The following is a 20,606-nucleotide window of genomic DNA, read 5'->3' on the forward strand; positions in this document are numbered from 1 at the left end:
ATGTTTAAAAAGACGATCCTTGGCGTACTCGCCGTCGCGGCATTTGCGCTTGGTAGCACCAGCGTGCAGGCCGCTGAGGAATATGCGCACACCGACCAGCAGGATTGGAGCTTTGCCGGTGTGTTCGGCACATACGACCAGAACCAGTTGCGCCGCGGCTTCCAGGTTTATCGCGAGGTCTGCTCAAGCTGCCACGCGCTGGAATATATAGCGTTCCGCAATCTGGCCGAGGAGGGTGGTCCCCAGTACAGCGAGGACCAGGTTCGTGCCCTTGCCGCCGAATACACAGTCGCCGACGAGATGGCGGAAGGCGGAGAGCGCGAGGGCGTGCCGGCCGACCGGTGGCCCAACCCGTTCCCGTCCGAGCAGATCGCGGCTGAAGCCAATAGTGGCAAGGCGCCGCCCGACCTTTCGCTGATGGCCAAGGCGCGCGGCATCCACATGGAATTCCCCTGGTGGGTGTTCAATTACTTCACCGCCTATCAGGAGGCCGGTGCCGACTACATCTACAATCTGCTGACCAGCTATGAGGAAGCGCCCGAGGGCGCCGAGGTCACGCCCGGGATTAGCTACAATGCGTATTTTTCGGGTCACTTCATTGCTATGGCGCCGCCGCTTTCCGACGGCATCGTCTCCTATTCCGATGAGGCGACACCGGAAACGGTCGAGCAGTATTCGAGGGACGTTGCGGCCTTCCTGCAGTGGACCGCCGATCCGCACATGATGTCGCGCAAGTCGATGGGTTTTGTGGTGATCTTGTTCCTGATCGGGCTGTCTGTCCTGATGTATCTGGTCAAGCGCCGCATCTGGCGTGACGCCCACTAGAGCGGTTCCAGGATAAGTGGCTACCACTTATCCGGTTCGGAAGCGTGACAAAACAAAGACCTGGAGCAATTGAAGCGCTTCCGGGAAGCGCTGAAATGCTCGAGCGAATTGAAAAGGGCCCCGCGGGGCCCTTTTTGTTGCGGCAATTTTCGCCCTTGTCCGCGTCCGTCAAAGTCTTATTGTGGTTGCGGTGACGCTGCAATCTCGATCGGGATCGATTGGAGGAGAACGATGTCGGTTTTTCGGGTGGCCAAAACGGCAGCTTTTCTGGCGCTGGCGGCGAGCCGCAACCCGGCGGTTCGATCAGCCATCAAGGCAGCGCCGAACCTGGTTTCCGACGAGCGTAAGAAGGCGGCCTATGAGGCGACCAAGCGGGCGGCGCGCAAGGCGGGAGAGCTGACCGCCAGGATCGTGCCCCCCAATCGCTATTTCTGACGCCAGCGCCGACCACACCGGCTGCTTCACGCCGCGCCCAATCAATCCACCCAACTTTTTTCCCTTGGGAACTCTGCTTCATGGCCACCGACCTCAAGGCGCTCGTGCGCTCGATTCCCGACTATCCCAAGCCCGGCATCATCTTTCGCGACATCACATCGCTGATTGAGAATTCAGCAGGTTTCAGCGAGAGCTGCGAGCGGCTGGCGGCGGCCCATCGCGACATGGGAATCACCAAGATTGCGGGCATCGAGGCGCGAGGGTTCATTTTCGGCGCGGGCGTTGCCATAGCGCTGGGGGTGGGGTTCGTGCCGGTGCGCAAGGCCGGCAAATTGCCTGGTGAGACCATCGGGCAGAATTACGCGCTCGAATATGGCGTGGATACCATCGAGATCCATGCCGATGCCGTGGATGGTAATGACAATGTGTTGCTGATCGACGACCTGATCGCCACTGGCGGAACGGCCATTGCCGCGGTTTCCCTGCTGCGGCGCACCGGGGCCAGGGTCGAACATACGGGCTTCGTTATCGACCTGCCCGATATCGGCGGGGCTGAAAAACTGCGCGCGCATGGCGTGAGTGTAAAAGCGCTGATGACGTTCGAGGGGCATTGAGAGCGGCCTTTCAGCCGCTCCCCTCCGCCATTATCCGAGCGCTTCGGCGACAGCCTGTTGCAAAGTCTGTGTGGGACGGCCAAGCAGCTCGCCCAGGGCCCCGCTTTGGTCTGCCAGAGCGCCCCGGGCTGCTTTGGCGTCACTGTCGGCGAGCAGATCGGCAAGCGGCGCCGGCAAACCGATCCCCTCAAGAATTTTCGCGTATTCGTCCTTGGGAAGGTTGTTATAGACAACCGCCTTGCCCGACTGGCGCGAAACCTCGGCGGCAAGTTCCGCGAGCGTATAGGCCTCATCATTGCCCAGTTCGTAGGTCTTGCCGGCATGTCCGTCAGAGGTCAGCACATTGGCGGCCGCCTGAGCCAGATCGCCGCGATTGGCTGTGTTGAGCCTGCCTTCGCCAGCCGATCCGACAATGGCGCCATTGGCGAGAGCTGCACCCAGATTGCCCGTGTAATTCTCGGTGTACCAGGAATTGCGCAGGAACGTGTAATCGAGCCCCGATGCCTTGAGTGCGTCTTCGGTTTCGCGATGCTCGGGGGCAAGAGCGATCTCGGACGTGTCGGCGTGCAAGAGGCTGGTATAGACGATATGTTTGACCCCGGCCCGGACGGCGGCATCAATAACGGCCTTGTGCTGGGGCATGCGCTTGCCCACCTCGCTGCCCGAGATCAGCAGCAGCTTTTCAACGCCGTCGAGCGCCGGTTGGAGGGTTTCGGGCTTGTCGTAATCGAACGGGCGCGTGGGAATACCGAGGTCGGCGCTCCTGGAGGGATCGCGCGCCAGCGCGATTGTCTGGACGCCCAGACCCTTTTCCTTGAGCGCTGCAATGACGAGGCGGCCAAGCTGGCCGGTGGCTCCGGTAACTGCGTACATGAGATCAACTCCGTTGTTGTCGCGTTGCGTTGATCGATATAAAGTCATAACTTACAAAAAGTAAGTACGCACACAAAGGTAAGTATGAAGATGACGACGAAGGATACTCCGCACGCCAAGGGTCCACTGGCACATGCCATGGAACGGGGGCATCTGTTTTCCGAAGCCTGCCCATCACGCGAGGTGCTCAAACACCTCACCAGCCGGTGGGGCGTTCTGGTGCTGATCGCGCTTTTGCAGGGAACCCACAGGTTCAGCGAGTTGCGGCGCAAGGTCGGAGGGGTGAGCGAACGCATGCTGGCCCAGACCCTGCAATGGCTCGAGGAGGACGGCATGGTCGATCGCCGCGCCTATCCGGTCGTTCCGCCCCATGTCGAGTACAGCCTGACGCCACTGGGACGCGAGGCTGCCGAGAGGGTGGGCGGGCTGGCCGATTGGATCGAGACCAACCTTCCGCGGATCGGGGCCGTTTGGGAAGAAAGAAGGGCCGGCTGATTGGCCGGCCCCAAGCCTTTGTTTTGTCGCGCGTCCGAACCGCAAAACCGTTTCCATCCCCAATCGGGTCGAGGACATGCCTTTGCTGGACACGCTCCAGCCAGATCTATTTGCCCCGCAATTTGTCGGGCAGGGGCAGCGGCAGGCTATCGGTTCTGGGCATATGGTTCTCGATTTTGTCCTTGCGCCGCCCCGGCAGCGGCGGTCCGCTGCGCGGGCCCTTGAGGGCAGGGGACTTACCAAAGCGTCCCGTTCCGGTGAGCTTGTACATCTTCCCTTTCATGGCAACTCCAATATAGGATGATAGTCCTATCTCTCAATATCGTTCCTGTTCGCTCGAACGGGGTTCGGCGAAGGAACAATCGGTCTTGAAATGGTCACGGCGAAGCGGCCGGACAGGGCCGTCGCATGTGCCGGTTACGAGCTGGAAAAATCGCGCAGCGTAGATGCCGTGTGAACGCCCCCAGGGGAGCATTCGCGGTCGCTTGACATTTGGGTGGATGGACGCGGATAGAGCGGCGAAATTTACGCTCTATTACAGCGTGTTACAGCGATATATGGCTTTCGCCAACCGGCTGCGCAACGCTTTCAGGAAGGGGATGGCACCACAGGCAACCGATCACCAACTCTCCTTGATCCGACAGATCCATCATCACCGCCGCCATTGTCACCGCCCATTGCCATTGATAGGCAAGGTGTGGACTTGGGCATCTGCGCTGACGCGGTACGGTATCAGATCATCGGAGTCGGAGCCTCATCATCGGTTCTGAGAACGCCGCAAAGAAAACACAGGAAAATGGTCCTGTCAACCGTCTCGCCCGAAAACGCCGCCAATGAGCAACAGCAGCCAGCCCGCGATCAGTGTCATGCCGCCGATAGGGGCGAGCAGCGGCAGTGGCGAGGCGCCGGCGAAATAGCGCAGCGCCAGATCGGCGCAGAATAGCCCTGCACCAATCATCAGTCCGATCAGGGCCCAATTGAATATGCGCGGCAGTGGTGCCAGCGCCAGGGCGAGAATGGCTGGCGCATGGCTCAGCGCGATCAGTGAATAGGGGCCGAGCAGCGCGGCCCCGGCGTGGGAGGAAGCCGCCGCTGCGGCAATTCCGGACGCGCCGAGCAGCCCGGCGAGGACGATTGCGGTGCGGTCGAGCGGGCTCATCCGCGCACCAGGGTTTTCAGGCCCGGCACCTTGGTCAGGGCCATCATGGCGCGCAGGCGCAGCGGCATCCTGTAGTCGCGCAGCTTGGAGAACCCCACAAGGTCGGCCGAATAGACAAGTTCACCATCTCGATTGTGAGCTTCGATCAGATTGAACAGCAGGCCCCAACCGGGAATGGAGTTGGACCGGCGTTTGCCGGTCACGGTCAACGTGTAGCGCACGGTATCTCCGGGACGCACTGGTGCCCTGAAATCCATGCGATTGACGCCGGGCGACGGCCCTGAGACCCCGGGCTCTCCGCCTTCGGCGCGCACCACGTCCTGTTCAGCCTCTAAACGGTCAACCATCAGCCGATGCCCGACGCTGACCGTGTGCCAGCCCGAGGCGACCAGCCCGCCGAAATGGGACTGGGCGGCCGCGTCGGAATCGACGTGAAAATATTGCGGATCGTACAGCTTTCCGAAGCGGATAATTTCCTCGGCTGTGAAGGTGTGAGTGCCCAGGTCGAAGGGCAGATCGACCTGAACGTCTTCGAACCAGCGGGTCATTGGACGCTCCCCGCCGTAGACGGATCGCGCACCTCGACGAGATTGGTGAGGTTGAGGGTCATCACCTGCTGGTTCTTCTGGTTGCGCATGTCAAAACCGATGGTGACGATGCCCATATTGGCGTGGCTTGCCGACCGGCGCAGGGAGGTGACCGTCGCGGTGCCGGACAGCGTGTCATCCTTCATCAGCGGTCGTTTCCACTTGAGGTCGGTGAAGCCGAGCCCGCCCATCGAGGCGATTTTGGAAAGGAACGCATCGACCAGCATGCGCAGCGACAGCGCGCCGGTCTGCCAGCCGCTGGCGGCCAGCCCGCCAAGCAGGCTTTCGCGGGCCGCCTTTTCGTCGAGATGAAAGGGAAACGGATCGAACTCGGTGGCAAATTCGATGATGTCCGCCTTGCTGACCTTGCGCGGCCCCAGGGCGATGGTTTCGCCGACCGTCAGGTCCTCGAAATGGCGCCGATTTTCAGTTATCGAATTGGTCACTTGGTTGTCCTTAACGTCAACACTGATTGTGCCCCATGGCCAGCGGCGAAGCAAGGGGCGGTTCTAGGATTGGTCCTGACGTTCAGCAGGCTCGATGGCGACAACGGTATCGCCGGGTGCGATAACGCTGAGCCGGTGGGTTATGGCGATGATCGTTACCTGACCGCAGATCAGGCGCAACTGGTCCATTATGTCCTTTTCGGTATCGGCATCGAGCGCTGAACTGGCTTCGTCGAGCAGCACGATGGCTGGATCGGCGTAGAGCGCTCGGGCGATGGCGATGCGTTGGCGTTCTCCGCCGGAGAGTTTCAGACCGCGCTCCCCAACCACCGTCTCAAATCCGTCTTCGAGACCGTCGATAAAGCCAACAACAGCGGCGCGCTCGGCCGCGCGGCGCAATCGGTCTGGATCATGGGGGCGGCCCAGAACGATGTTGGTGGCCAGGGTATCGTTGAGCAACACCACGTCCTGGGGCACGGCGGCGACATGGGCGAACCAGTCGGCCCGCGAGACGGTGTCGATGGGCACGCCATCGACGGTGACGGCGCCCGATTGAGCGCTCATCGATTTGAGCAGTAGCTTGAACAATGTCGATTTGCCCGAGCCTGTATCGCCCGTGATATAGGTAATCGTGCCGCGACGGGCGACAAAGCTTGCGCCCCGAACCCCGCGCCCGTTGGCGTAGAGATAGCCGACATCGGCGAAGGTGACCGTGCCATCGGTCAGGGCGAAGTCGCCGGGGCGCTCGAAGTCGTCATGGGCTTCGGCCTGCCACATACGGGCGAAGGGCAGGAATTTGGAGTACGATTGCGCCATCTGCTGAATGGCCTGTCCCATCATCTGAAAAGGCATATTGAGTTGCAGAAGCAGCGAATTGAAAAGCACAAGGTCGCCGACCGTCAGGCTGCCTTGCGCAACACGAGGCACGAGCAACCATAGCGTCAGCGCGAATTGACCCGCCAGCGCCAGCCCGAACAGCAGTGCATAGCGCACATGGGTCATCGCATAGCGCCGCCATGCCTGGTGGGCCGAGTGTTGGCGGGTGGTGAACTGGCCGATCATCCAGCGTGCGGAGCTGAACTGACGCAGGGTGTCCATGCTGGAAATGGCGTTGCCGATAAAGCGCGAACTGGCCTGGGAGTGCTCGATGGCGTCGTCGAGATGAACGCGGGTCTGCCGCGTCGCCCGTGCCACGAGCGCGATATAAGCGATGCCATAGACCACCACGATCAGGGCAATGTCGGGACTCAGCACCGTGCCGAGCATTACAAGGCTCAAGATCACCTGCAGTCCGCCGGGCAAAAGCGCCGCGAGGCTGAATTGAACCACGATATTGAGCGCTTCGAGGCCCCGGTGCTGGGCGGTCTCGATTTCAACCGGGTTGTGATCGAGAAAGAACGCGGACGCTTTGCCAGCGAGGCGCTCGAAAAACGCTGTCGAGGTGACAAAGTTCAGGCTCTCGGACGTCATGAAGGTCAGAAAGCTCGACATGCGCTGGATGGTGAAGGCGGCGCCCATCAACAGGGCATAGGCCATGAACCCCCAGATCAGTCCCTGTGCGAAATTGGCGGGATCGAGCTGGTCTATCAGGCGGGAAAAGACGAAGGGCGCCGTGATGGTGGCTAGCGTGCCCAGCACCGTCAGCGCGATCACCAGGGTCAGTATACCCCGTGCCGAGCGCAGGTATTTGCCCATTATGGATTTGAGCGGCGGGGAAACCAGCGCCAGATCGAGTTTCATTTTCCGCTCCTGGCGTGCCGGGCAAGCAACAATAGGCGATTCGCCGCGGGCAGGGTAAACTGCCGGCTTCAGCGTCGCGCCATACTATTGTTCCCGCTCGGCGATCAGGGCTTTCGTCTCATCGATCTCGCTGCCTTGGGCTTCGGGTGCCCGGTGCCGCGATCAGGTGTTGAACTTGAACAGCATCACATCGCCATCGCGGACGACATATTCCTTGCCCTCGTCGCGCGCCTTGCCCGCTTCCTTGGCGGGGACTTCGCCGCCCAGCGATACGAAATCTTCATAGGCAATGGTTTGGGCGCGGATAAAGCCGCGCTCGAAATCGGTGTGAATGACACCGGCGGCCTGGGGCGCCTTGGTGCCGACGGGGATCGTCCAGGCGCGCGCCTCCTTGGGGCCGACTGTGAAATAGGTCTGAAGGTGCAGGAGCTTGTAGCCCTCGCGGATCAGCTTGTTGAGGCCGGGCTCTTCAAGCCCGAGCGAGGACAGGTAATCGGCGCGGTCGCCAGCGTCGAGCCCGGCCAGTTCGGCTTCGATCTCGGCGCAGATGATTACCGTACGGGCATCGTGGCCCTTGGCGTGGTCCTCGACCTTTCTGGTGTGCTCGTTGCCGGTCGCGGCTGCGGATTCATCGACGTTGCAGACATAGAGCACAGGCTTGGCGGTCAGAAGCTGGAGTTCGCGGAATGCCTTTTCCTCGTCGGGCGCGCGTTCGGTGTGGCGGGCGGGCTTACCCTCTTCGAGCAGCGCCTTGGCGCGGTTGACCAGATCGAGGGTCAGCTTGGCGTCCTTGTCGTTGGCGCGGATTTTCTTTTCGAGGCCCCCGATGCGCTTTTCGAGGCTTTCGAGATCGGCCAGCATCAACTCGGTTTCGACGACTTCGGCGTCGGCGATGGGGTCGACCTTACCGGCCACATGGACGATGTCGTCGTTTTCAAAGCAGCGCAGCACATAGGCGATGGCGTCGCATTCGCGGATGTTGGCGAGAAACTGGTTGCCCAGCCCTTCGCCCTTTGAGGCGCCCTTGACCAGGCCGGCGATGTCCACGAACGATAGCCGCGTGGGGATCACCTCTTTCGACTTGCCGATTTCGGCAAGCTTGTCGAGCCGTTCATCGGGAACCGAAACCTCGCCCACATTGGGCTCGATTGTACAAAATGGAAAGTTGGCGGCCTGGGCCGCCGCAGTCTGGGTGAGGGCGTTGAAAAGCGTCGATTTGCCGACATTGGGCAGACCGACGATGCCGCATTTGAAACCCATGATGGAACCTCGGAGATGGCGCCCGACCGGGCGCGGAAAGCGTTGGGCCTTAACTCGTGCAGGCGCGGGGAGAAGTCAAGAGAAGCCGGACATGCCAAACTCTCCGACGGCCAAGGGCCTCGGTTGCGGAAATGGATAGACGGCATGGGGCGATGAACGCTCCGCATGTTTGTTTAGTATATGAAGCGATCATCGCCCCACGCATCCAGGGTTTTTGGCTTATGGCGGCGTCTCGGGCTGGGGTTTGTTGGTTTTTTGTGGGTCGGTTGGTCGAACCGGGAAAGTGCCATCCCCGGATCAAGTCCGAGGACATGCTTTTCCCGCCAACCTCCCGTATCCCCCAAACCACCGGTGCCCCTCTCCCTTTCGGGAGTACGACGTGGAACGCCTGGTTCCTCGTCCGGCCATCCGTCCGCTTTGGGCCTTCCCTGCGGCGACCCGCATGGAACCCGGATCGGTCTCACCGGAAGCTCGTATGCATCCTCGTCCCTGGCGACACCGTGGGGGGAGAATGGCACGAGTGTCTGGGGGCGGGGATAAGATTTTTCGAGCGCTTCCACCTTCACCCGCGTCATCCTCGGGCTTGACCCGGAGATCTGCTGCGTCGAGGCAGCCGGTGGACCGATGACGCGTCAAGGATCACCACTTCTGCCGCGCGTGCGGACGCCCTGCGGATCCCCGGGTCAAGCCCGAGGATGACGACGGGAGTGGGGTGAGTGGTGGTGATGGAGCTGCGGGGGGCGGGCCCGAGGATGACGCGGGGTGGGTTGATGGTGGTTATGAGCCGAGAGCGCAGCCCAACATCCATCGCTGTCCCGGACCTGATCCGGGACCCAGCAGCTTTGCCGACACTTCGGTGCGTGAGGAAAAGCACACGGGCCTCGGCGGGAGTTTATCCCGGCGAAAGCCGGGACCGGGGAAGCGAGGGGCAGTCTCAGCAAGGCCCCCTCACCGGCCTGCCGGCCACCCTCTCCCCCGAGGGGCGAGGGTTTAGATTGCTGAAGCGTTCGCTATCAACCGCATGGCTTGAGAAGCCGCAGTCGGACTCCCTCGCTCCTCTGGGGACTTCGAGGCGGTGGCGCAGCCACCAATCGCCCCGATGGAGCGATTGGAGCCGAAGAAGGTTGGGGTGAGGGGCCTTGAGTGCTAGGGCGCTTCCAGGATAAGTGGGCACCACTTATCCGGTTCGGAAGCGCGACAAAACAAGGACTTAGAGCAATTGGAGCGATTCGAAGAAGCGATGAAATGCTCTAGTGAAACAGCCGCAGCCGGTACTTCAGTCCTTTTTCCCGAACAGCTTCTTGAGCATATCGGCCATGGGGCCGGATTCGGGGAGCTTGGTCTGTGATGCCGATGGACGGGCTTGCCGGACATGGCTTTGCGCCTTGGGCGCGGGCTTTTCCGCTTCGGCTTTCGGCGCGGCGGGCATGGCGAGCGCGAGCTTGTTCATCAGCCCGGCCGCATCACCCTTGGCGATCAATCCGGCATTTTTGGCCAGCGCATCGAGCAGGGGCTCGAGCCACTCGTTATCGGCCTTGTGGAAGTTGGAGAGCACATGGGAATGCACGCGGTCCTTGTGACCGGGATGCCCGATGCCCAGCCGAATGCGAACGAAATCCTTGCCCAGATGGCTTTCGATGGAGCGCAATCCATTGTGGCCGCCATTGCCGCCGCCGGTCTTGACGCGGACCTTGCCGGGCGCGAGGTCGAGTTCGTCGTGGATCACGGAAATATCGGCGGGGGCGAGCTTATAGAACTGAACGGCTTGCGCGACGGAATCGCCCGAGCGGTTCATGAAAGTCTGGGGCTTGATCAGCAGGATCTTTTCGCCATCGATCACGCCTTCGGAAACGAGGGCGGAAAATTTCTGGCGAAAGGGCGGGAAACTGTGCTGGCGGGCGATCTCGTCGACGGCCAGAAAGCCGATATTGTGCCGGTGGGCAACATATTCGGCGCCGGGATTGCCGAGCCCTACAATCAGGTGCATCGCATCTCTCCGGGGAAAGAAGGGCCGGCGGAGAGCGCCGGCCCCAAGATCTTATTCTTCGTCTTTTTCGTCTTCGTCGCCTTCATCGGCGGCGTCGTCCTCAGCGCCTTCAGACGAGCGCAGGGCAGACGGGGCAGCGATGGTGGCGATGGTGAAGTCGCGATCGGTAATGGTGGGGACGACGCCCTTGGGCAGATCCACAGCCGAGATGTGCAGCGAGTCGCCGACTTCGGCCTTGGACAGATCGACCACGAGATATTCGGGGATCGAATCGGCCGGGACAGACACTTCAACAGTGTGCCGCACGACGTTGAGCACGCCGCCCTTCTTGAGGCCGGGGGACTTTTCTTCGTTCTCGAAGTGGACGGGAACTTCGACCGTCAGGGTCGAATTCTTGCCCACGCGCAGGAAGTCCACATGCACGAGGAAGTCGCGCACGGGCTCAAGCTGGTAATCCTTGGGGATCACGCGGTGCTTTTTGCCGTCCACATCGATCTCGATGACGTGCGAAAGAAATCCGCCGTCATGGATCTTGCGGAACGTGTCCTTATAGGAAATCGCGATGGAAAGAGGGGCTTTCTTATCGCCGTAAATAACGGCAGGAACCAGACCTTGACGACGCAGTTCACGAGCGGCCCCCTTGCCCACCCGGTCCCGCACCGAAGCCTTCAGCTCGACGCTCATGGAAATCATCCATTGGTTGGGTGCGTTTCTCAACCAGAAAAAGAAACGCGCGCCCGTCCTCCAGGGGTGACGAGCGCTTCATGGAGCGGGTCTATACAGGAGGCGGCAAAATTGGGCAAGAGCCCCAGTGGCGCTACTCTTCGTCTTCCGCCAGGACCTCGAGCCCGCGCCGGCCCATCTCCTCGAACGCTGCGGCGCGCAGGGCCAGGGCGCGCTCGGTCAGCGGTCCGTCCGGGTCGTGGCGAACACGAAACAGGCGGCTGGTCCCGAACCGCTTGTGCATGTGCACAAGCATGGCATCGGGCCAGCCCGGGATTTCGTCGAGAAGAGCCAACAGCTCGCTCTCGGCGCTTGAGCGTGGAGCCACCAGAGGGTGGCGGGGAGGGGTCTTGGTCACTGATACTTCCACATACGCAGCGTACGCGGTCATGGCTGGCTCGCCCCACCGGATCTTCCGCAAAAAGGGAAAATGCCGGAGCCAGTCCAAAGTTCCGCGCGCTGGCAGCGCTTGTGGCTGAGTCGTGGCCATCGGTCAAAATTCCCTTCGCTCAACTCCGATCGGACGAGCGTGAGGGATTCGCCGGCTCGGGGGGAGCCGGGAGCAATCCGGGTACAGAGGTTAAGCTGTTGTTAACCGATCCGTCAGTCGAAGAGGCTCGATACCGACTGCTCGGAGGCGGTGCGCGCTATGGCTTCGCCGATCAGGGTCGCTATCGAGATGTGGCGAATCTTATCGACCTTGGCGACGGCTTCGGTCATCTCGATGGAATCGGTGGTGACCAGTTCCTTGAGCCGCGATTTGGCTATGCGTTCGGGCGCCTCTCCGGACAGCACGCCGTGGGTGATATAGGCGGAGACTTCCTTGGCGCCGGCATTGAGCAGGGCCTCAGCCGCATTGACCAGTGTGCCGCCGGAATCGACGATATCGTCAATCAGGATGCACGACTGTCCTTCGACGTCGCCGATGATGTTCATCACTTCGGACACGCCGGCGCGCGGACGGCGCTTGTCGACAATGGCGAGCTGGGCGCCGATGCGGTTGGCGACGTTCCGCGCCCGCAGGACGCCCCCGACGTCGGGAGAAACGATCATCACCCGGGAGGTGTCGTAGTTCTCGGCGATGTCGCGGGTGAGAACCGGGGCGGCGTAAAGGTTATCGGTCGGGATATCGAAAAAACCCTGGATTTGCGGTGCGTGCAGATCCAGGGTCAAAATGCGGTTGGCACCGGCGTGTGTTATGAGGTTGGCCACCAGCTTGGCCGAGATCGGCGTGCGCGGTGCCGATTTGCGATCCTGGCGCGCATAGCCGTAATAGGGCAGCACCGCAGTTATGCGACGGGCCGAGGAGCGGCGCATGGCGTCGATCAGGATCAGCAGTTCCATCAGATTGTCATTGGCCGGAAAGGACGTGGACTGAAGGATGAACACATCCTCGCCACGCACGTTTTCGTGGATCTCCACGAAAATTTCCTTGTCGGCGAATTTCTTGACCGACGCATCGGTCAGCGGAATTTCGAGATAATTGGAAACGGCCTTGGCCACGGTGAGGTTTGAGTTGCCCGTCACCAGCTTCATGGTCAGCCTCTATGTGTGCCCTGAACGCCAGAGGCCGCCAATGCCCCAAGCTTGTGGGGCGGACGTTTAGACCCCGGACGGCGCAAACTCAATATGACTTTTGAATGAAGGTGAAGGGCGATTAACGGTGTTGCCCGTCTGCACAGGCCATCAACCCCTGGCGATGAGCGCGATCTGGCGTCCGGCCCTTGTGTTGTTGTGCGTCGCGTAGCGGTGAGAGAAGTATGTATCGGGGTGGGCGTAGGTGCAGCTTCCCACAGCTTCGACAGTGCCGATGCCCAGAGCCTTTGCCTGTGCCATCACGAGGCCGGGCACGTCGAAATGAGGCTTGGGCCAGCCAGCGGTAACGACGAACTCGGCCGCATCAGGGAATTGAGCGCGAATCTGGTTGGCCATCTCTTCGCCGATTTCATAATTTTCGGCCGATATGGCCGGGCCGATGGCGGCGATGATGTTGGCGCGGGCGGCCCCAAGGGTTTCCATGGCGGCCACGGTATTGGCCAGTATGCCGCCAACCGCGCCTTTCCAGCCTGCGTGGGCCGCTCCGATTATCCCCGCCTTGGGATCGGCCAGTAGAATGGGTGCGCAGTCGGCGGTCAAAATGCCCAGCGCAATGCCGGATCTGCTGGTAACCATCGCATCCGCTTCCGGGCGGTGCTGGAGATCGAAGGCCTCATCGACAATATGCACATGGGTGCCGTGGACTTGTCTAACGAGTGCGACTTCGATAGGGCCACCCTTGAGGGCCATGACGGCGCGGTGAACGTTGTCGACGACATTGGCCGCGTCGTCGCCAACCGAGCGCGAAGCGTTGAGCGAGGCGAATTCGCCTTCCGACACGCCACCGCGCCGCCCGAAAAATCCGTGACGGATTGCGGCAGCGGCGGTGATGGCGGGGCTCTTTTCGACGGGTGGATGCATTGTGAGGCAGGCTTTCTTTATGCGGGAAATCCCGCGGGGCGCAGTCCTGGGCTTGCTGCGCACAGGACCTTGAACAGCTCACCCATCTGATCGGCCCGAGTGAGCCGGTCGAAGGCCGATGCGAGGGAGGCGGCCTTTTGCGGGTTTGCCGTGGCGAGCGCGGAATGACGCTCGGCCAGTCCCAATGATGTAAGAAAACTGCCCTGGGTCACAATGGGGTGGACGGTCAACCCAGCCATGCGCCCAGCGCGGCCCAGCGCTTCGAAATCCACATGCGTGGTGAGGTCGGCGGCACCCGGCTGAGCCAGGGGATCGACCGGGGCGTGCCGGGCCAGCGCCTGCAGCGTTTCGCCGGGCTGAGTGTGTTCATAGCCATAATCGATGGCGAGCAACGCCCCGCCGCGAGGGGCGAGGAGACGACAGAGTTGGCCCATGAACTGTTGGGCAGCCAGTCCGATTTCGGCGACTTCGCCGTCTTTCGCCGAGGCGAAAGCCTCCCCGATCAGTGCTTCCTCATAGGGTGTGGGGGAAAGGCCAAATCGGCGTTGGCCATCGGCCAGCCCGATGCTGCGTTCGTACCATTTGCCTTCGCGCTTTACGAACTGGCGGACGGGCAGAGCGTCGAAGAACTCATTTGCGATGATGACGAGCGGGGAACTGCCGAGTGTCTCAATGTCCTCGATCCAATCGGGCGAATGGGCCGGGAGCTTTTCACGCTGCATGGCGGTGAGGACCGGATTGGTCTCGTAGAGCTTGAGGTCAAGCGCCTTGGCGAGGCCGGTGGCGCGGGTTGCAACCCGGAGCGCATCGGACATCAGCGTGCCGCGGCCAGGTCCGAGTTCGAGGAGGGTGAATTTCTCCGGGCTGCCCATCTGGAGATAGAGGTCGGCGATCCATGCGCCGATCATCTCGCCGAACGTCTGGCTGATTTCAGGAGCGGTGATGAAATCGCCGCTGGCGCCGAGCGGGTCGGCCTTGCGGTAATAGCCGCGCGTGGGATGGGTCAGGCAAAGGCCCATATAGGTCGCCAGCGACATCGGCCCTTGCTGGCGGATCTGCATGTCGATCAGATCACCCAGGGAAAGGCCCGGTTCAGGCATGACGGTGCTTTCGAGCCCAGACAATCAGGCCGATGCCTGCGATGAGGATGGGCAGAGACAGGACCATGCCCATGGTCAGCCAGCCAAAAGCGAGATAGCCAATATGGCTGTCGGGCAGGCGGAAGAACTCGACGAAAATGCGCGAGAGCGCATAGCCGATGCCGAAGATGCCCGCTGTGATGCCAGGGCGGCGCAGCACGAGTTTGACGTGCGTGAAATAGCGAATGACGAGGAAGAGCAGGACACCTTCCAGCAGGCCCTCATAGAGTTGGCTGGGATGGCGCGGCAGGTCCCCGGCGCCGGGAAAGATCACGCCCCAGGGCATCGTGGTGACTGAGCCATAGAGCTCTGCGTTGATGAAATTGGCAACGCGGCCGAGAAACAGGCCGATGGTGGCACAGCAGGCTAGAAGGTCCAGGCCCGAAAGGATGTTGGCCTTCTTGCGATGGAGATAGACGATCATGGCGATCATCAGGCCCAGCATGCCGCCGTGGAAACTCATGCCGCCATCCCAAAGGGCGATGATCTGACCCGGATTGGCGGCGAAGGCCAGCGGATCGTAAAACAGGACGTAGCCCAACCGGCCGCCGACAATGATGCCGATCACGATCCAGAATGTGAAATCGAACAGTTCGTCGGGGGTCATGGGCGGAGTTCCATTGACCCAAAGCGATTTGCGCCTGAGCAGCAGCATGCCGTATCCTACCCCGAGGAAAATGCCCGCCAGATAGGCCAGAGCGTACCAGCGGATGACGATGGGGCCGATTGCGAAAGCGACAGGATCGATCATGGGGAAGGGCACAGTGGGCCTCGAAACTGATTGCAAAATTTGCCGGACCATGCCGCCCGGACCGGGTCTGGTCAAGCGGGGCCGGAGCCCCTACATAGTTGGCAGTGGGCCGGACGGCCAAACAAGAGGAAGTGAGCGATGTCGCAGGGACAGAAGTTTTTCGACGATCTGGGACGGCTGATGAACGATGCCGCCTCGGTTGCCGATGGCGCGCGCCGTGAAGCGGAAACAGCAATCAGGGGGCAGATGGAGCGGGTCGTCAACGATCTGAATCTCGTCAAGCGCGAAGACTACGACGCACTGCGCGAGCTGGTGAGCATCCAGGGCGAAGAAATCGAAGCCCTGCGGCGTGAGCTCGAGGCGTTCAAGCGCCGCAAGAAGACGACCTGAGTTTTCCGATGCGCGTCGCGGTTATTTCCGACGTTCACGCCAATGTGCTGGCGCTGGAAGCGGTGCTGGCCGATATCGCGCGGCATGACGTGGAAAAGATCCTCAATCTCGGGGATCATTTGGCGGGGCCGTTGTGGCCCAAAAAGACCGCGGCGGTGATGGCCGAACTCGATATGGTCGCGATTCGGGGCAATACCGATCGCTATCTGGCAGAGGGCGATGCCGACCTGCGTGACGAGGAAGATCTCAAGGTCATCGACGCTATCGATGGCGAGCCTATGGGCTGGCTTAGGCAACTGCCCGAGACGGCGGTCTATGGCGATGCAATCTTTATGAGTCATGGATCGCCGCGGTCCGATGAGACCTACTGGCTGGACCGCAAGGTCAAAAAGCAGGGTTTCCGTCGGTCCACCGTCGAGGAAATCGAGGCTGAACTGCCTCGTGCCGACTATCCTCTTTATTGTTGTGGTCATACCCATATTGCGCGCGTGGTGACGTTGCCCGACGGGCGGATCGTCTTCAATCCCGGCAGCGTGGGGCGCCCCTCTTTCAACATGAACGACCCTGAATCAGTTGCGCGGGTCTCACCGGCCGCCGCTTACGCAATTGTCGAGCTGTCAGCGGGGAAATGGCACGTCAATTTGCGTCAGATCGCCTATGACAACATGGCCGCGTCCGCCATGGCGCAAAGCTGGGGCATGTCGGAGTGGGCGCGTGACCTGGCCGAAGGGCGCACTCGCTGAAGCGCTTTATGATGGTGGTGTAAAACCCTGTGGTTTGAAGGGTTTGTTAAGAACCCGTTAACCATATCGCTCCGATCATCCACAAGAGAATTCCGGTTTTGGGTCCGCGTTTATGGGTCCGTGCCGCGGGTGCAGTGTACAGTCCAAATCAACGACGATTCGTACATCCTGTCCCCGGCCAAGCCGGTTCGGTTGTGCCGCGTAAGGCGTCCGGCATCCTGTCGGTCGCTGCATCTTCGAACCAACGCATAAGCGTGCGGAGCCAGCCATGTCACTCCTCGAATTGGAACTGGATCGGACCATTCACCCGGTCGATATTATCGAGCACATCGCAGCGATCAGCGATTGGTCGTTCGAACGGCAGGACGCTGACGAAATCTCCATTTCGGTCAAAGGAGGCTGGAGCGACTATCACGTGTCGTTCAACTGGATGGAGGAGATGGAATCGCTTCATCTCGCTTGTGCATTCGACCTGAAGGTGCCCGAGGCACGCCGCGGGGAAATCAAGCAACTGATTTCATTGATCAACGAGCAGTTGTGGATCGGCCATTTCGACATCTGGAGCAAGGAGGGCGTCGTGCTGTTCCGCAACTCGCACCTGCTTTCGGGCGGCGCGGAGGTCTCGCCGCAGCAATGCGAGGCGTTGCTGCGCTCGGCTACAGAGAGTTGCGACCTTTACTATCAGGCGTTCCAGTTCGTCGTCTGGGCCGGCAAGTCGGCGGCTGATGCCCTGGCGGAAGTCATGTTTGAAACTGTGGGGCAGGCATGAGCCTTTCCGATTGCGGTTCGGTGCTACTGATCGGCGCCGGCAAGATGGGCATGGCGATGGCGGCGGGCTGGGTGCGGGGCGGTTTGCCTGGCCCGGCGCTGACGCTGGTCGATCCGGATCCTCATGAAAGCGTTTCGGCATTTGCCAGCCAGCACGGCGCCACGCTGCGCACCGATCTTCCCAGCGAAACGCCGCGTGTCGTTGTGCTGGCGGTCAAGCCGCAGATCATGGGTGACGTGCTGGGCATGGTGAAGCCGTTGGTCGGAGCAGAAATGCTGGTGGTGTCGATCGCTGCGGGGATTTCCTCGAACAAGATTGCGGCTGGGCTGGCCACCAACCGCGTCGTGCGGACGATGCCCAATACGCCTGCCCAAATCGGCAAAGGCGTTTCGGGCGCGTTTGCCGGCGATGCGGTTACAATCGAAGACCGGCAATTGACCGAGGCACTTCTGGCGGCGGCGGGCGAAGTGGTATGGGTCGAGGACGAGACGCTGATCGATGCGGTTACCGCCGTTTCCGGATCAGGGCCAGCTTATGTGTTCCATCTCGTTGAAGCTATGGCGGCGGCCGGTGAAGGCGAGGGCCTGAGCCCGGAGCAAGCGATGGTCCTGGCGCGCCAGACGGTGGTTGGCGCCGCTGCCTTGATGGAGGCAGACGACAGTAGCGCCGAGCAGTTGCGCAAGAACGTGACTTCACCCAACGGTACGACGCAAGCGGCGCTCGATGTGTTGATGGCACCCGGCGGGCTCGGCGCCTTGATGAAGCGGGCAATCGGTGCGGCCCGCAAGCGGAGCGAAGAATTGGGGCAATGAGCGACACCATCTCGTTTGACGATTTTCTCAAGGTCGATATCCGCACCGGGACGGTCGTCGAGGCGCGGCCTTTTCCGGAAGCGCGCAAGCCGGCCATCGTGTTGCTCATCGATTTCGGCCCCGAACTGGGGATCAAGAAATCTTCGGCGCAGATCACCGTTCATTACACTCCAGAAGAGTTGGTGGGGCGGCAGGTGATGGCGGTGGTCAATTTCCCCCCGCGTCAGATCGGACCGCTGAAATCGGAAGTGCTTACGCTTGGTTTTGAGGATGAAGATGGCGCGATCGTTCTTGCGGCTATCGACAAGCCGGTCGCCAACGGCCGTAAGCTGATGTGAAGGGTTCGCTTGTCTTGGGGCGCAGCTTTACCATATAGGTGATCTCCCTCAGACCGGAAGCTGCATGTGACCAAGCCGGATCTCATTCCTACCGAACGCGAACCCCGCCTGCTCGGATCTAACCGTTCGGCACTCGTGCCCCCCATGGCAGTTGCGCGCTGGCTGATCATCCTGATCCTGCTGGCGTGTGTCTATTTCTTCCACGGCTTTCTGGTTCCGGTTCTTGCTGCACTGATTATCGGTTTCGCGAGCTGGCCGGTCTATCGACGCGTGCTGGGTGCGGTGGGAGGCAACCGCACGCTTGCGGCGAGCCTGATGATCGCGGTGATCGTGCTGTTTATCCTGATACCGATCCTGATGGCGCTGAGCTACGCGACCAACGAAGCTCAGCAACTTATTCGATGGGGGGTCGCGACCAATGCCAATGGTGCCGCCGCGCCGGACTGGTTCGCCACTCTGCCATTCGTTTCGGAATGGGCCACGGAACAATGGGACCTTTACGTCGGACGGCCCGGGGCGCTGGGGCAGTACGTCGCCTATATCGGGGGCGCCAACGTCTACAATATCTACCAGACAGTGCTCGCGGCGGGGGGAAGTTTTCTCGACCTGGCGCTCAACCTCCTTTTCATGCTGATTGCGCTGTTGTTCGTTTATCGGGACGGCGCAAATCTGTCGGGGCAACTCGACCGGTTCGGCGAGCGCATTCTGCCCACGCGCTGGCAGAGGCTGTCGCGGGTGGTGCCGGCGACGATCAGTTCGACGGTAACGGGCATGACCATCATCGCCATCGGCGAGGGCATCGTCCTGGGCATCGCCTATGCTCTAGCTGGAGCGCCTTCGCCGGTGCTGCTGGGTGTCATTACCGGCGTCGCGGCCATGATACCGGGCGGGGCGCCGCTCTCGTTCACGCTGGTTTCGATTTATCTCGTGGCCAGCGGATCGATCATTCCCGGCATAGCGCTTTTCGTGTGGGGCTCGGTGGAGTTGTTTATCGTCGACAAGACCCTGCGGCCCAAACTGGTCGGTGGCCCGATCAAGCTGCCGTTCCTGCCGACATTTTTCGGGCTGATTGGCGGGGTCAAGACGATGGGTTTTGTCGGCCTTTTCATCGGCCCCGTCCTCATGGCCCTTTTCGTCTCGATGTGGCGCGAATGGGTCCACGATCTCGACCAGTCCGATGATGAAGGTGGAGCGGGTCTTGCCGTTCCTCCCGAGGTCGAGGATTTACGCGATGCCCGCATAGATGAGCCCCAGAAGGAGCACGCCTAGCATCACCCGGTAGATCACGAAGGGCGTGTAAGACTGGCGCTGCAGCCAATTCATCAATAGTGCAATGCTGGCCAGCGCGGCAAAGAACGCAAGGACGCCGCCGAACAGCGCGTCAGACGTCACCTGAGCATTGCCGGCCTGGAAGAGATCGTATCCCGCGAGCACCCCCGCGCCCAGGATTGTGGGGATCGAGAGCAGCATGGCAAGACGGGCAGAAAGCGGTCGATCCATCCCAACCAAGCGTCCAGCCGTCATGCAGATTCCCGAACGGGAGACGCCGGGAATGATGGCGATGCACTGAGCCAGGCCGACAATCATCGCATCGCGGAGCGATAAGGTCTCAAGTGTTCCTTTTTGGTCGGGACGGCGGTCGGCGAGCCAGAGAAGCAAGCCGAAGAGGATGGTTGTCCAGGCGATGATGGTGATGTTGCGGCCCGCCTCGGTGACGAAATCCTTGGCGATGAAGGCAATTACGACGATGGGGAGCGAGGCGGCGATAACGACGAGAAGAGTGCGGAAACGGGTGCCCATCTTGCCGGTAATGCCATCGATGAACCCCATGAAGAGCATCGCCACGTCGCGCCAGAAATAGACAATGACAGCGCCTAGCGACCCGACATGGAGCGCGATATCGAGCGCCAGCTCTTCGGCGGGCGTCATAGTGGTTGTGGCAATACCCAGAAGGCCGAGCAGCCAGCGGCCCAGGATCAGGTGGGCCGAGGAACTGATGGGCAGAAACTCGGTGATGCCCTGAACCAGGGCAAGAAAGGCCGTGCCGATGATATCCAATTGAT

Annotated in this window: 25 protein-coding genes; 10 read left to right on the forward strand and 15 right to left on the reverse strand. The window is 61.2% G+C overall.

The window, feature by feature from the left end; translation table 11 throughout:
• The 3 genes from ACP148_RS04005 (at position 1) to ACP148_RS04015 (ending at position 1,874) form a co-directional block, all read left to right on the forward strand.
• Positions 1-825, forward strand: a complete 825-nt coding sequence (locus tag ACP148_RS04005; RefSeq protein ID WP_421951304.1) for a cytochrome c1 — start codon at positions 1-3, stop codon at positions 823-825.
• Positions 826-1,056: 231 nt separating this feature from the next.
• Positions 1,057-1,260: a hypothetical protein gene (locus ACP148_RS04010; protein WP_421951305.1), complete on the forward strand. Its 204-nt coding sequence runs from the start codon at positions 1,057-1,059 to the stop codon at positions 1,258-1,260.
• A gap of 80 nt (positions 1,261-1,340) precedes the next feature.
• Positions 1,341-1,874, forward strand: coding sequence for an adenine phosphoribosyltransferase (locus ACP148_RS04015; protein ID WP_421951306.1), 534 nt, complete (start codon positions 1,341-1,343; stop codon positions 1,872-1,874).
• Positions 1,875-1,904: 30 nt separating this feature from the next.
• Here the strand turns inward: ACP148_RS04015 and ACP148_RS04020 are convergent, their stop codons facing one another.
• Entirely contained in the window at positions 1,905-2,747 is an 843-nt protein-coding gene (locus tag ACP148_RS04020) for an SDR family oxidoreductase (protein ID WP_421951307.1), read from the reverse strand.
• Positions 2,748-2,837: 90 nt separating this feature from the next.
• Here ACP148_RS04020 and ACP148_RS04025 point away from each other — a divergent pair, with 90 nt between their 5' ends.
• Positions 2,838-3,242 carry a winged helix-turn-helix transcriptional regulator gene (locus tag ACP148_RS04025; RefSeq protein ID WP_421951308.1) on the forward strand — a complete coding sequence of 135 codons (405 nt, stop codon included), beginning with the start codon at positions 2,838-2,840 and terminating at the stop codon, positions 3,240-3,242.
• Between the two features lie 106 nt (positions 3,243-3,348).
• Here ACP148_RS04025 and ACP148_RS04030 read toward each other — a convergent pair whose 3' ends face one another.
• The 13 genes from ACP148_RS04030 to lgt form a co-directional block, all read right to left on the reverse strand.
• The gene (locus ACP148_RS04030) at positions 3,349-3,525 is read right to left on the reverse strand and encodes a hypothetical protein (protein WP_421951309.1); all 177 of its coding nucleotides are present in this window, start codon (positions 3,523-3,525) and stop codon (positions 3,349-3,351) included.
• A 522-nt stretch (positions 3,526-4,047) separates the two neighbouring features.
• Positions 4,048-4,401, reverse strand: coding sequence for a DUF423 domain-containing protein (locus ACP148_RS04035; RefSeq protein ID WP_421951310.1), 354 nt, complete (start codon positions 4,399-4,401; stop codon positions 4,048-4,050).
• On the reverse strand, positions 4,398-4,949 hold the full coding sequence (locus tag ACP148_RS04040) for a MaoC/PaaZ C-terminal domain-containing protein (RefSeq protein ID WP_421951311.1): 552 nt from the start codon (positions 4,947-4,949) through the stop codon (positions 4,398-4,400). Before ACP148_RS04040 ends, ACP148_RS04035 begins: the two co-directional genes overlap by 4 nt.
• Positions 4,946-5,434, reverse strand: coding sequence for a MaoC family dehydratase (locus tag ACP148_RS04045; protein ID WP_421951312.1), 489 nt, complete (start codon positions 5,432-5,434; stop codon positions 4,946-4,948). Before ACP148_RS04045 ends, ACP148_RS04040 begins: the two co-directional genes overlap by 4 nt.
• 63 nt (positions 5,435-5,497) lie before the next feature.
• Complete coding sequence (locus ACP148_RS04050; RefSeq protein ID WP_421951313.1) at positions 5,498-7,174, reverse strand: ABC transporter ATP-binding protein; 1,677 nt, start codon at positions 7,172-7,174, stop codon at positions 5,498-5,500.
• A gap of 162 nt (positions 7,175-7,336) precedes the next feature.
• Positions 7,337-8,434: a redox-regulated ATPase YchF gene (gene ychF / locus ACP148_RS04055; protein WP_421951314.1), complete on the reverse strand. Its 1,098-nt coding sequence runs from the start codon at positions 8,432-8,434 to the stop codon at positions 7,337-7,339.
• A gap of 1,276 nt (positions 8,435-9,710) precedes the next feature.
• Entirely contained in the window at positions 9,711-10,421 is a 711-nt protein-coding gene (gene pth, locus ACP148_RS04060) for an aminoacyl-tRNA hydrolase (RefSeq protein WP_421951315.1), read from the reverse strand.
• Between the two features lie 51 nt (positions 10,422-10,472).
• The gene (locus ACP148_RS04065) at positions 10,473-11,105 is read right to left on the reverse strand and encodes a 50S ribosomal protein L25/general stress protein Ctc (RefSeq protein WP_421951316.1); all 633 of its coding nucleotides are present in this window, start codon (positions 11,103-11,105) and stop codon (positions 10,473-10,475) included.
• Positions 11,106-11,238: 133 nt separating this feature from the next.
• The gene (locus tag ACP148_RS04070; protein ID WP_421951317.1) at positions 11,239-11,502 is read right to left on the reverse strand and encodes a hypothetical protein; all 264 of its coding nucleotides are present in this window, start codon (positions 11,500-11,502) and stop codon (positions 11,239-11,241) included.
• A gap of 245 nt (positions 11,503-11,747) precedes the next feature.
• Entirely contained in the window at positions 11,748-12,680 is a 933-nt protein-coding gene (locus ACP148_RS04075; RefSeq protein WP_421951318.1) for a ribose-phosphate pyrophosphokinase, read from the reverse strand.
• Between the two features lie 150 nt (positions 12,681-12,830).
• Positions 12,831-13,601 (reverse strand): peptidoglycan editing factor PgeF, encoded by a 771-nt coding sequence (pgeF, locus tag ACP148_RS04080; RefSeq protein WP_421951319.1) that lies wholly within the window; start codon positions 13,599-13,601, stop codon positions 12,831-12,833.
• A gap of 17 nt (positions 13,602-13,618) precedes the next feature.
• Positions 13,619-14,701 carry a class I SAM-dependent methyltransferase gene (locus tag ACP148_RS04085; protein ID WP_421951320.1) on the reverse strand — a complete coding sequence of 361 codons (1,083 nt, stop codon included), beginning with the start codon at positions 14,699-14,701 and terminating at the stop codon, positions 13,619-13,621.
• Positions 14,694-15,491 (reverse strand): prolipoprotein diacylglyceryl transferase, encoded by a 798-nt coding sequence (gene lgt / locus ACP148_RS04090; protein WP_421951321.1) that lies wholly within the window; start codon positions 15,489-15,491, stop codon positions 14,694-14,696. The genes ACP148_RS04085 and lgt overlap by 8 nt, the downstream gene beginning before the upstream one ends.
• 138 nt (positions 15,492-15,629) lie before the next feature.
• Here lgt and ACP148_RS04095 point away from each other — a divergent pair, with 138 nt between their 5' ends.
• From ACP148_RS04095 to ACP148_RS04120, 6 genes are all read left to right on the forward strand, one after another.
• Positions 15,630-15,881 carry an accessory factor UbiK family protein gene (locus ACP148_RS04095; RefSeq protein WP_014131331.1) on the forward strand — a complete coding sequence of 84 codons (252 nt, stop codon included), beginning with the start codon at positions 15,630-15,632 and terminating at the stop codon, positions 15,879-15,881.
• Positions 15,882-15,889: 8 nt separating this feature from the next.
• On the forward strand, positions 15,890-16,624 hold the full coding sequence (locus ACP148_RS04100; protein WP_421951322.1) for a metallophosphoesterase family protein: 735 nt from the start codon (positions 15,890-15,892) through the stop codon (positions 16,622-16,624).
• A gap of 268 nt (positions 16,625-16,892) precedes the next feature.
• Positions 16,893-17,393 (forward strand): YbjN domain-containing protein, encoded by a 501-nt coding sequence (locus ACP148_RS04105; protein ID WP_014131329.1) that lies wholly within the window; start codon positions 16,893-16,895, stop codon positions 17,391-17,393.
• Complete coding sequence (gene proC, locus ACP148_RS04110; protein ID WP_421951323.1) at positions 17,390-18,205, forward strand: pyrroline-5-carboxylate reductase; 816 nt, start codon at positions 17,390-17,392, stop codon at positions 18,203-18,205. The genes ACP148_RS04105 and proC overlap by 4 nt, the downstream gene beginning before the upstream one ends.
• On the forward strand, positions 18,202-18,543 hold the full coding sequence (locus tag ACP148_RS04115) for a tRNA-binding protein (RefSeq protein WP_421951324.1): 342 nt from the start codon (positions 18,202-18,204) through the stop codon (positions 18,541-18,543). Before proC ends, ACP148_RS04115 begins: the two co-directional genes overlap by 4 nt.
• A 66-nt stretch (positions 18,544-18,609) precedes the next feature.
• The gene (locus ACP148_RS04120; protein ID WP_421951325.1) at positions 18,610-19,812 is read left to right on the forward strand and encodes an AI-2E family transporter; all 1,203 of its coding nucleotides are present in this window, start codon (positions 18,610-18,612) and stop codon (positions 19,810-19,812) included.
• Here ACP148_RS04120 and ACP148_RS04125 read toward each other — a convergent pair.
• On the reverse strand, positions 19,768-20,601 hold the full coding sequence (locus tag ACP148_RS04125) for an undecaprenyl-diphosphate phosphatase (RefSeq protein WP_421951326.1): 834 nt from the start codon (positions 20,599-20,601) through the stop codon (positions 19,768-19,770). The genes ACP148_RS04120 and ACP148_RS04125 overlap by 45 nt on opposite strands.
• Positions 20,602-20,606 lie beyond the last annotated feature (5 nt).

Origin of the sequence: Pelagibacterium sp., assembly GCF_965249125.1 — a bacterium.
GTDB lineage: Bacteria > Pseudomonadota > Alphaproteobacteria > Rhizobiales > Devosiaceae > Pelagibacterium.

Bases quoted from the DNA above. Each gene is read 5' to 3' on its own strand.
- ACP148_RS04065 (WP_421951316.1), bottom strand. From the start codon at position 11,105: ATGAGCGTCGAGCTGAAGGCTTCGGTGCGGGACCGGGTGGGCAAGGGG.
- ACP148_RS04100 (WP_421951322.1), top strand. From the start codon at position 15,890: ATGCGCGTCGCGGTTATTTCCGACGTTCACGCCAATGTGCTGGCGCTG.
- ACP148_RS04085 (WP_421951320.1), bottom strand. From the start codon at position 14,701: ATGCCTGAACCGGGCCTTTCCCTGGGTGATCTGATCGACATGCAGATC.
- ACP148_RS04035 (WP_421951310.1), bottom strand. From the start codon at position 4,401: ATGAGCCCGCTCGACCGCACCGCAATCGTCCTCGCCGGGCTGCTCGGC.
- ACP148_RS04015 (WP_421951306.1), top strand. From the start codon at position 1,341: ATGGCCACCGACCTCAAGGCGCTCGTGCGCTCGATTCCCGACTATCCC.
- lgt (WP_421951321.1), bottom strand. From the start codon at position 15,491: ATGATCGATCCTGTCGCTTTCGCAATCGGCCCCATCGTCATCCGCTGG.
- ACP148_RS04075 (WP_421951318.1), bottom strand. From the start codon at position 12,680: ATGAAGCTGGTGACGGGCAACTCAAACCTCACCGTGGCCAAGGCCGTT.
- ychF (WP_421951314.1), bottom strand. From the start codon at position 8,434: ATGGGTTTCAAATGCGGCATCGTCGGTCTGCCCAATGTCGGCAAATCG.
- ACP148_RS04020 (WP_421951307.1), bottom strand. From the start codon at position 2,747: ATGTACGCAGTTACCGGAGCCACCGGCCAGCTTGGCCGCCTCGTCATT.
- ACP148_RS04025 (WP_421951308.1), top strand. From the start codon at position 2,838: ATGACGACGAAGGATACTCCGCACGCCAAGGGTCCACTGGCACATGCC.
- ACP148_RS04095 (WP_014131331.1), top strand. From the start codon at position 15,630: ATGTCGCAGGGACAGAAGTTTTTCGACGATCTGGGACGGCTGATGAAC.
- ACP148_RS04005 (WP_421951304.1), top strand. From the start codon at position 1: ATGTTTAAAAAGACGATCCTTGGCGTACTCGCCGTCGCGGCATTTGCG.
- ACP148_RS04050 (WP_421951313.1), bottom strand. From the start codon at position 7,174: ATGAAACTCGATCTGGCGCTGGTTTCCCCGCCGCTCAAATCCATAATG.
- ACP148_RS04030 (WP_421951309.1), bottom strand. From the start codon at position 3,525: ATGAAAGGGAAGATGTACAAGCTCACCGGAACGGGACGCTTTGGTAAG.
- ACP148_RS04105 (WP_014131329.1), top strand. From the start codon at position 16,893: ATGTCACTCCTCGAATTGGAACTGGATCGGACCATTCACCCGGTCGAT.
- ACP148_RS04040 (WP_421951311.1), bottom strand. From the start codon at position 4,949: ATGACCCGCTGGTTCGAAGACGTTCAGGTCGATCTGCCCTTCGACCTG.
- ACP148_RS04115 (WP_421951324.1), top strand. From the start codon at position 18,202: ATGAGCGACACCATCTCGTTTGACGATTTTCTCAAGGTCGATATCCGC.
- pgeF (WP_421951319.1), bottom strand. From the start codon at position 13,601: ATGCATCCACCCGTCGAAAAGAGCCCCGCCATCACCGCCGCTGCCGCA.
- pth (WP_421951315.1), bottom strand. From the start codon at position 10,421: ATGCACCTGATTGTAGGGCTCGGCAATCCCGGCGCCGAATATGTTGCC.
- ACP148_RS04010 (WP_421951305.1), top strand. From the start codon at position 1,057: ATGTCGGTTTTTCGGGTGGCCAAAACGGCAGCTTTTCTGGCGCTGGCG.
- proC (WP_421951323.1), top strand. From the start codon at position 17,390: ATGAGCCTTTCCGATTGCGGTTCGGTGCTACTGATCGGCGCCGGCAAG.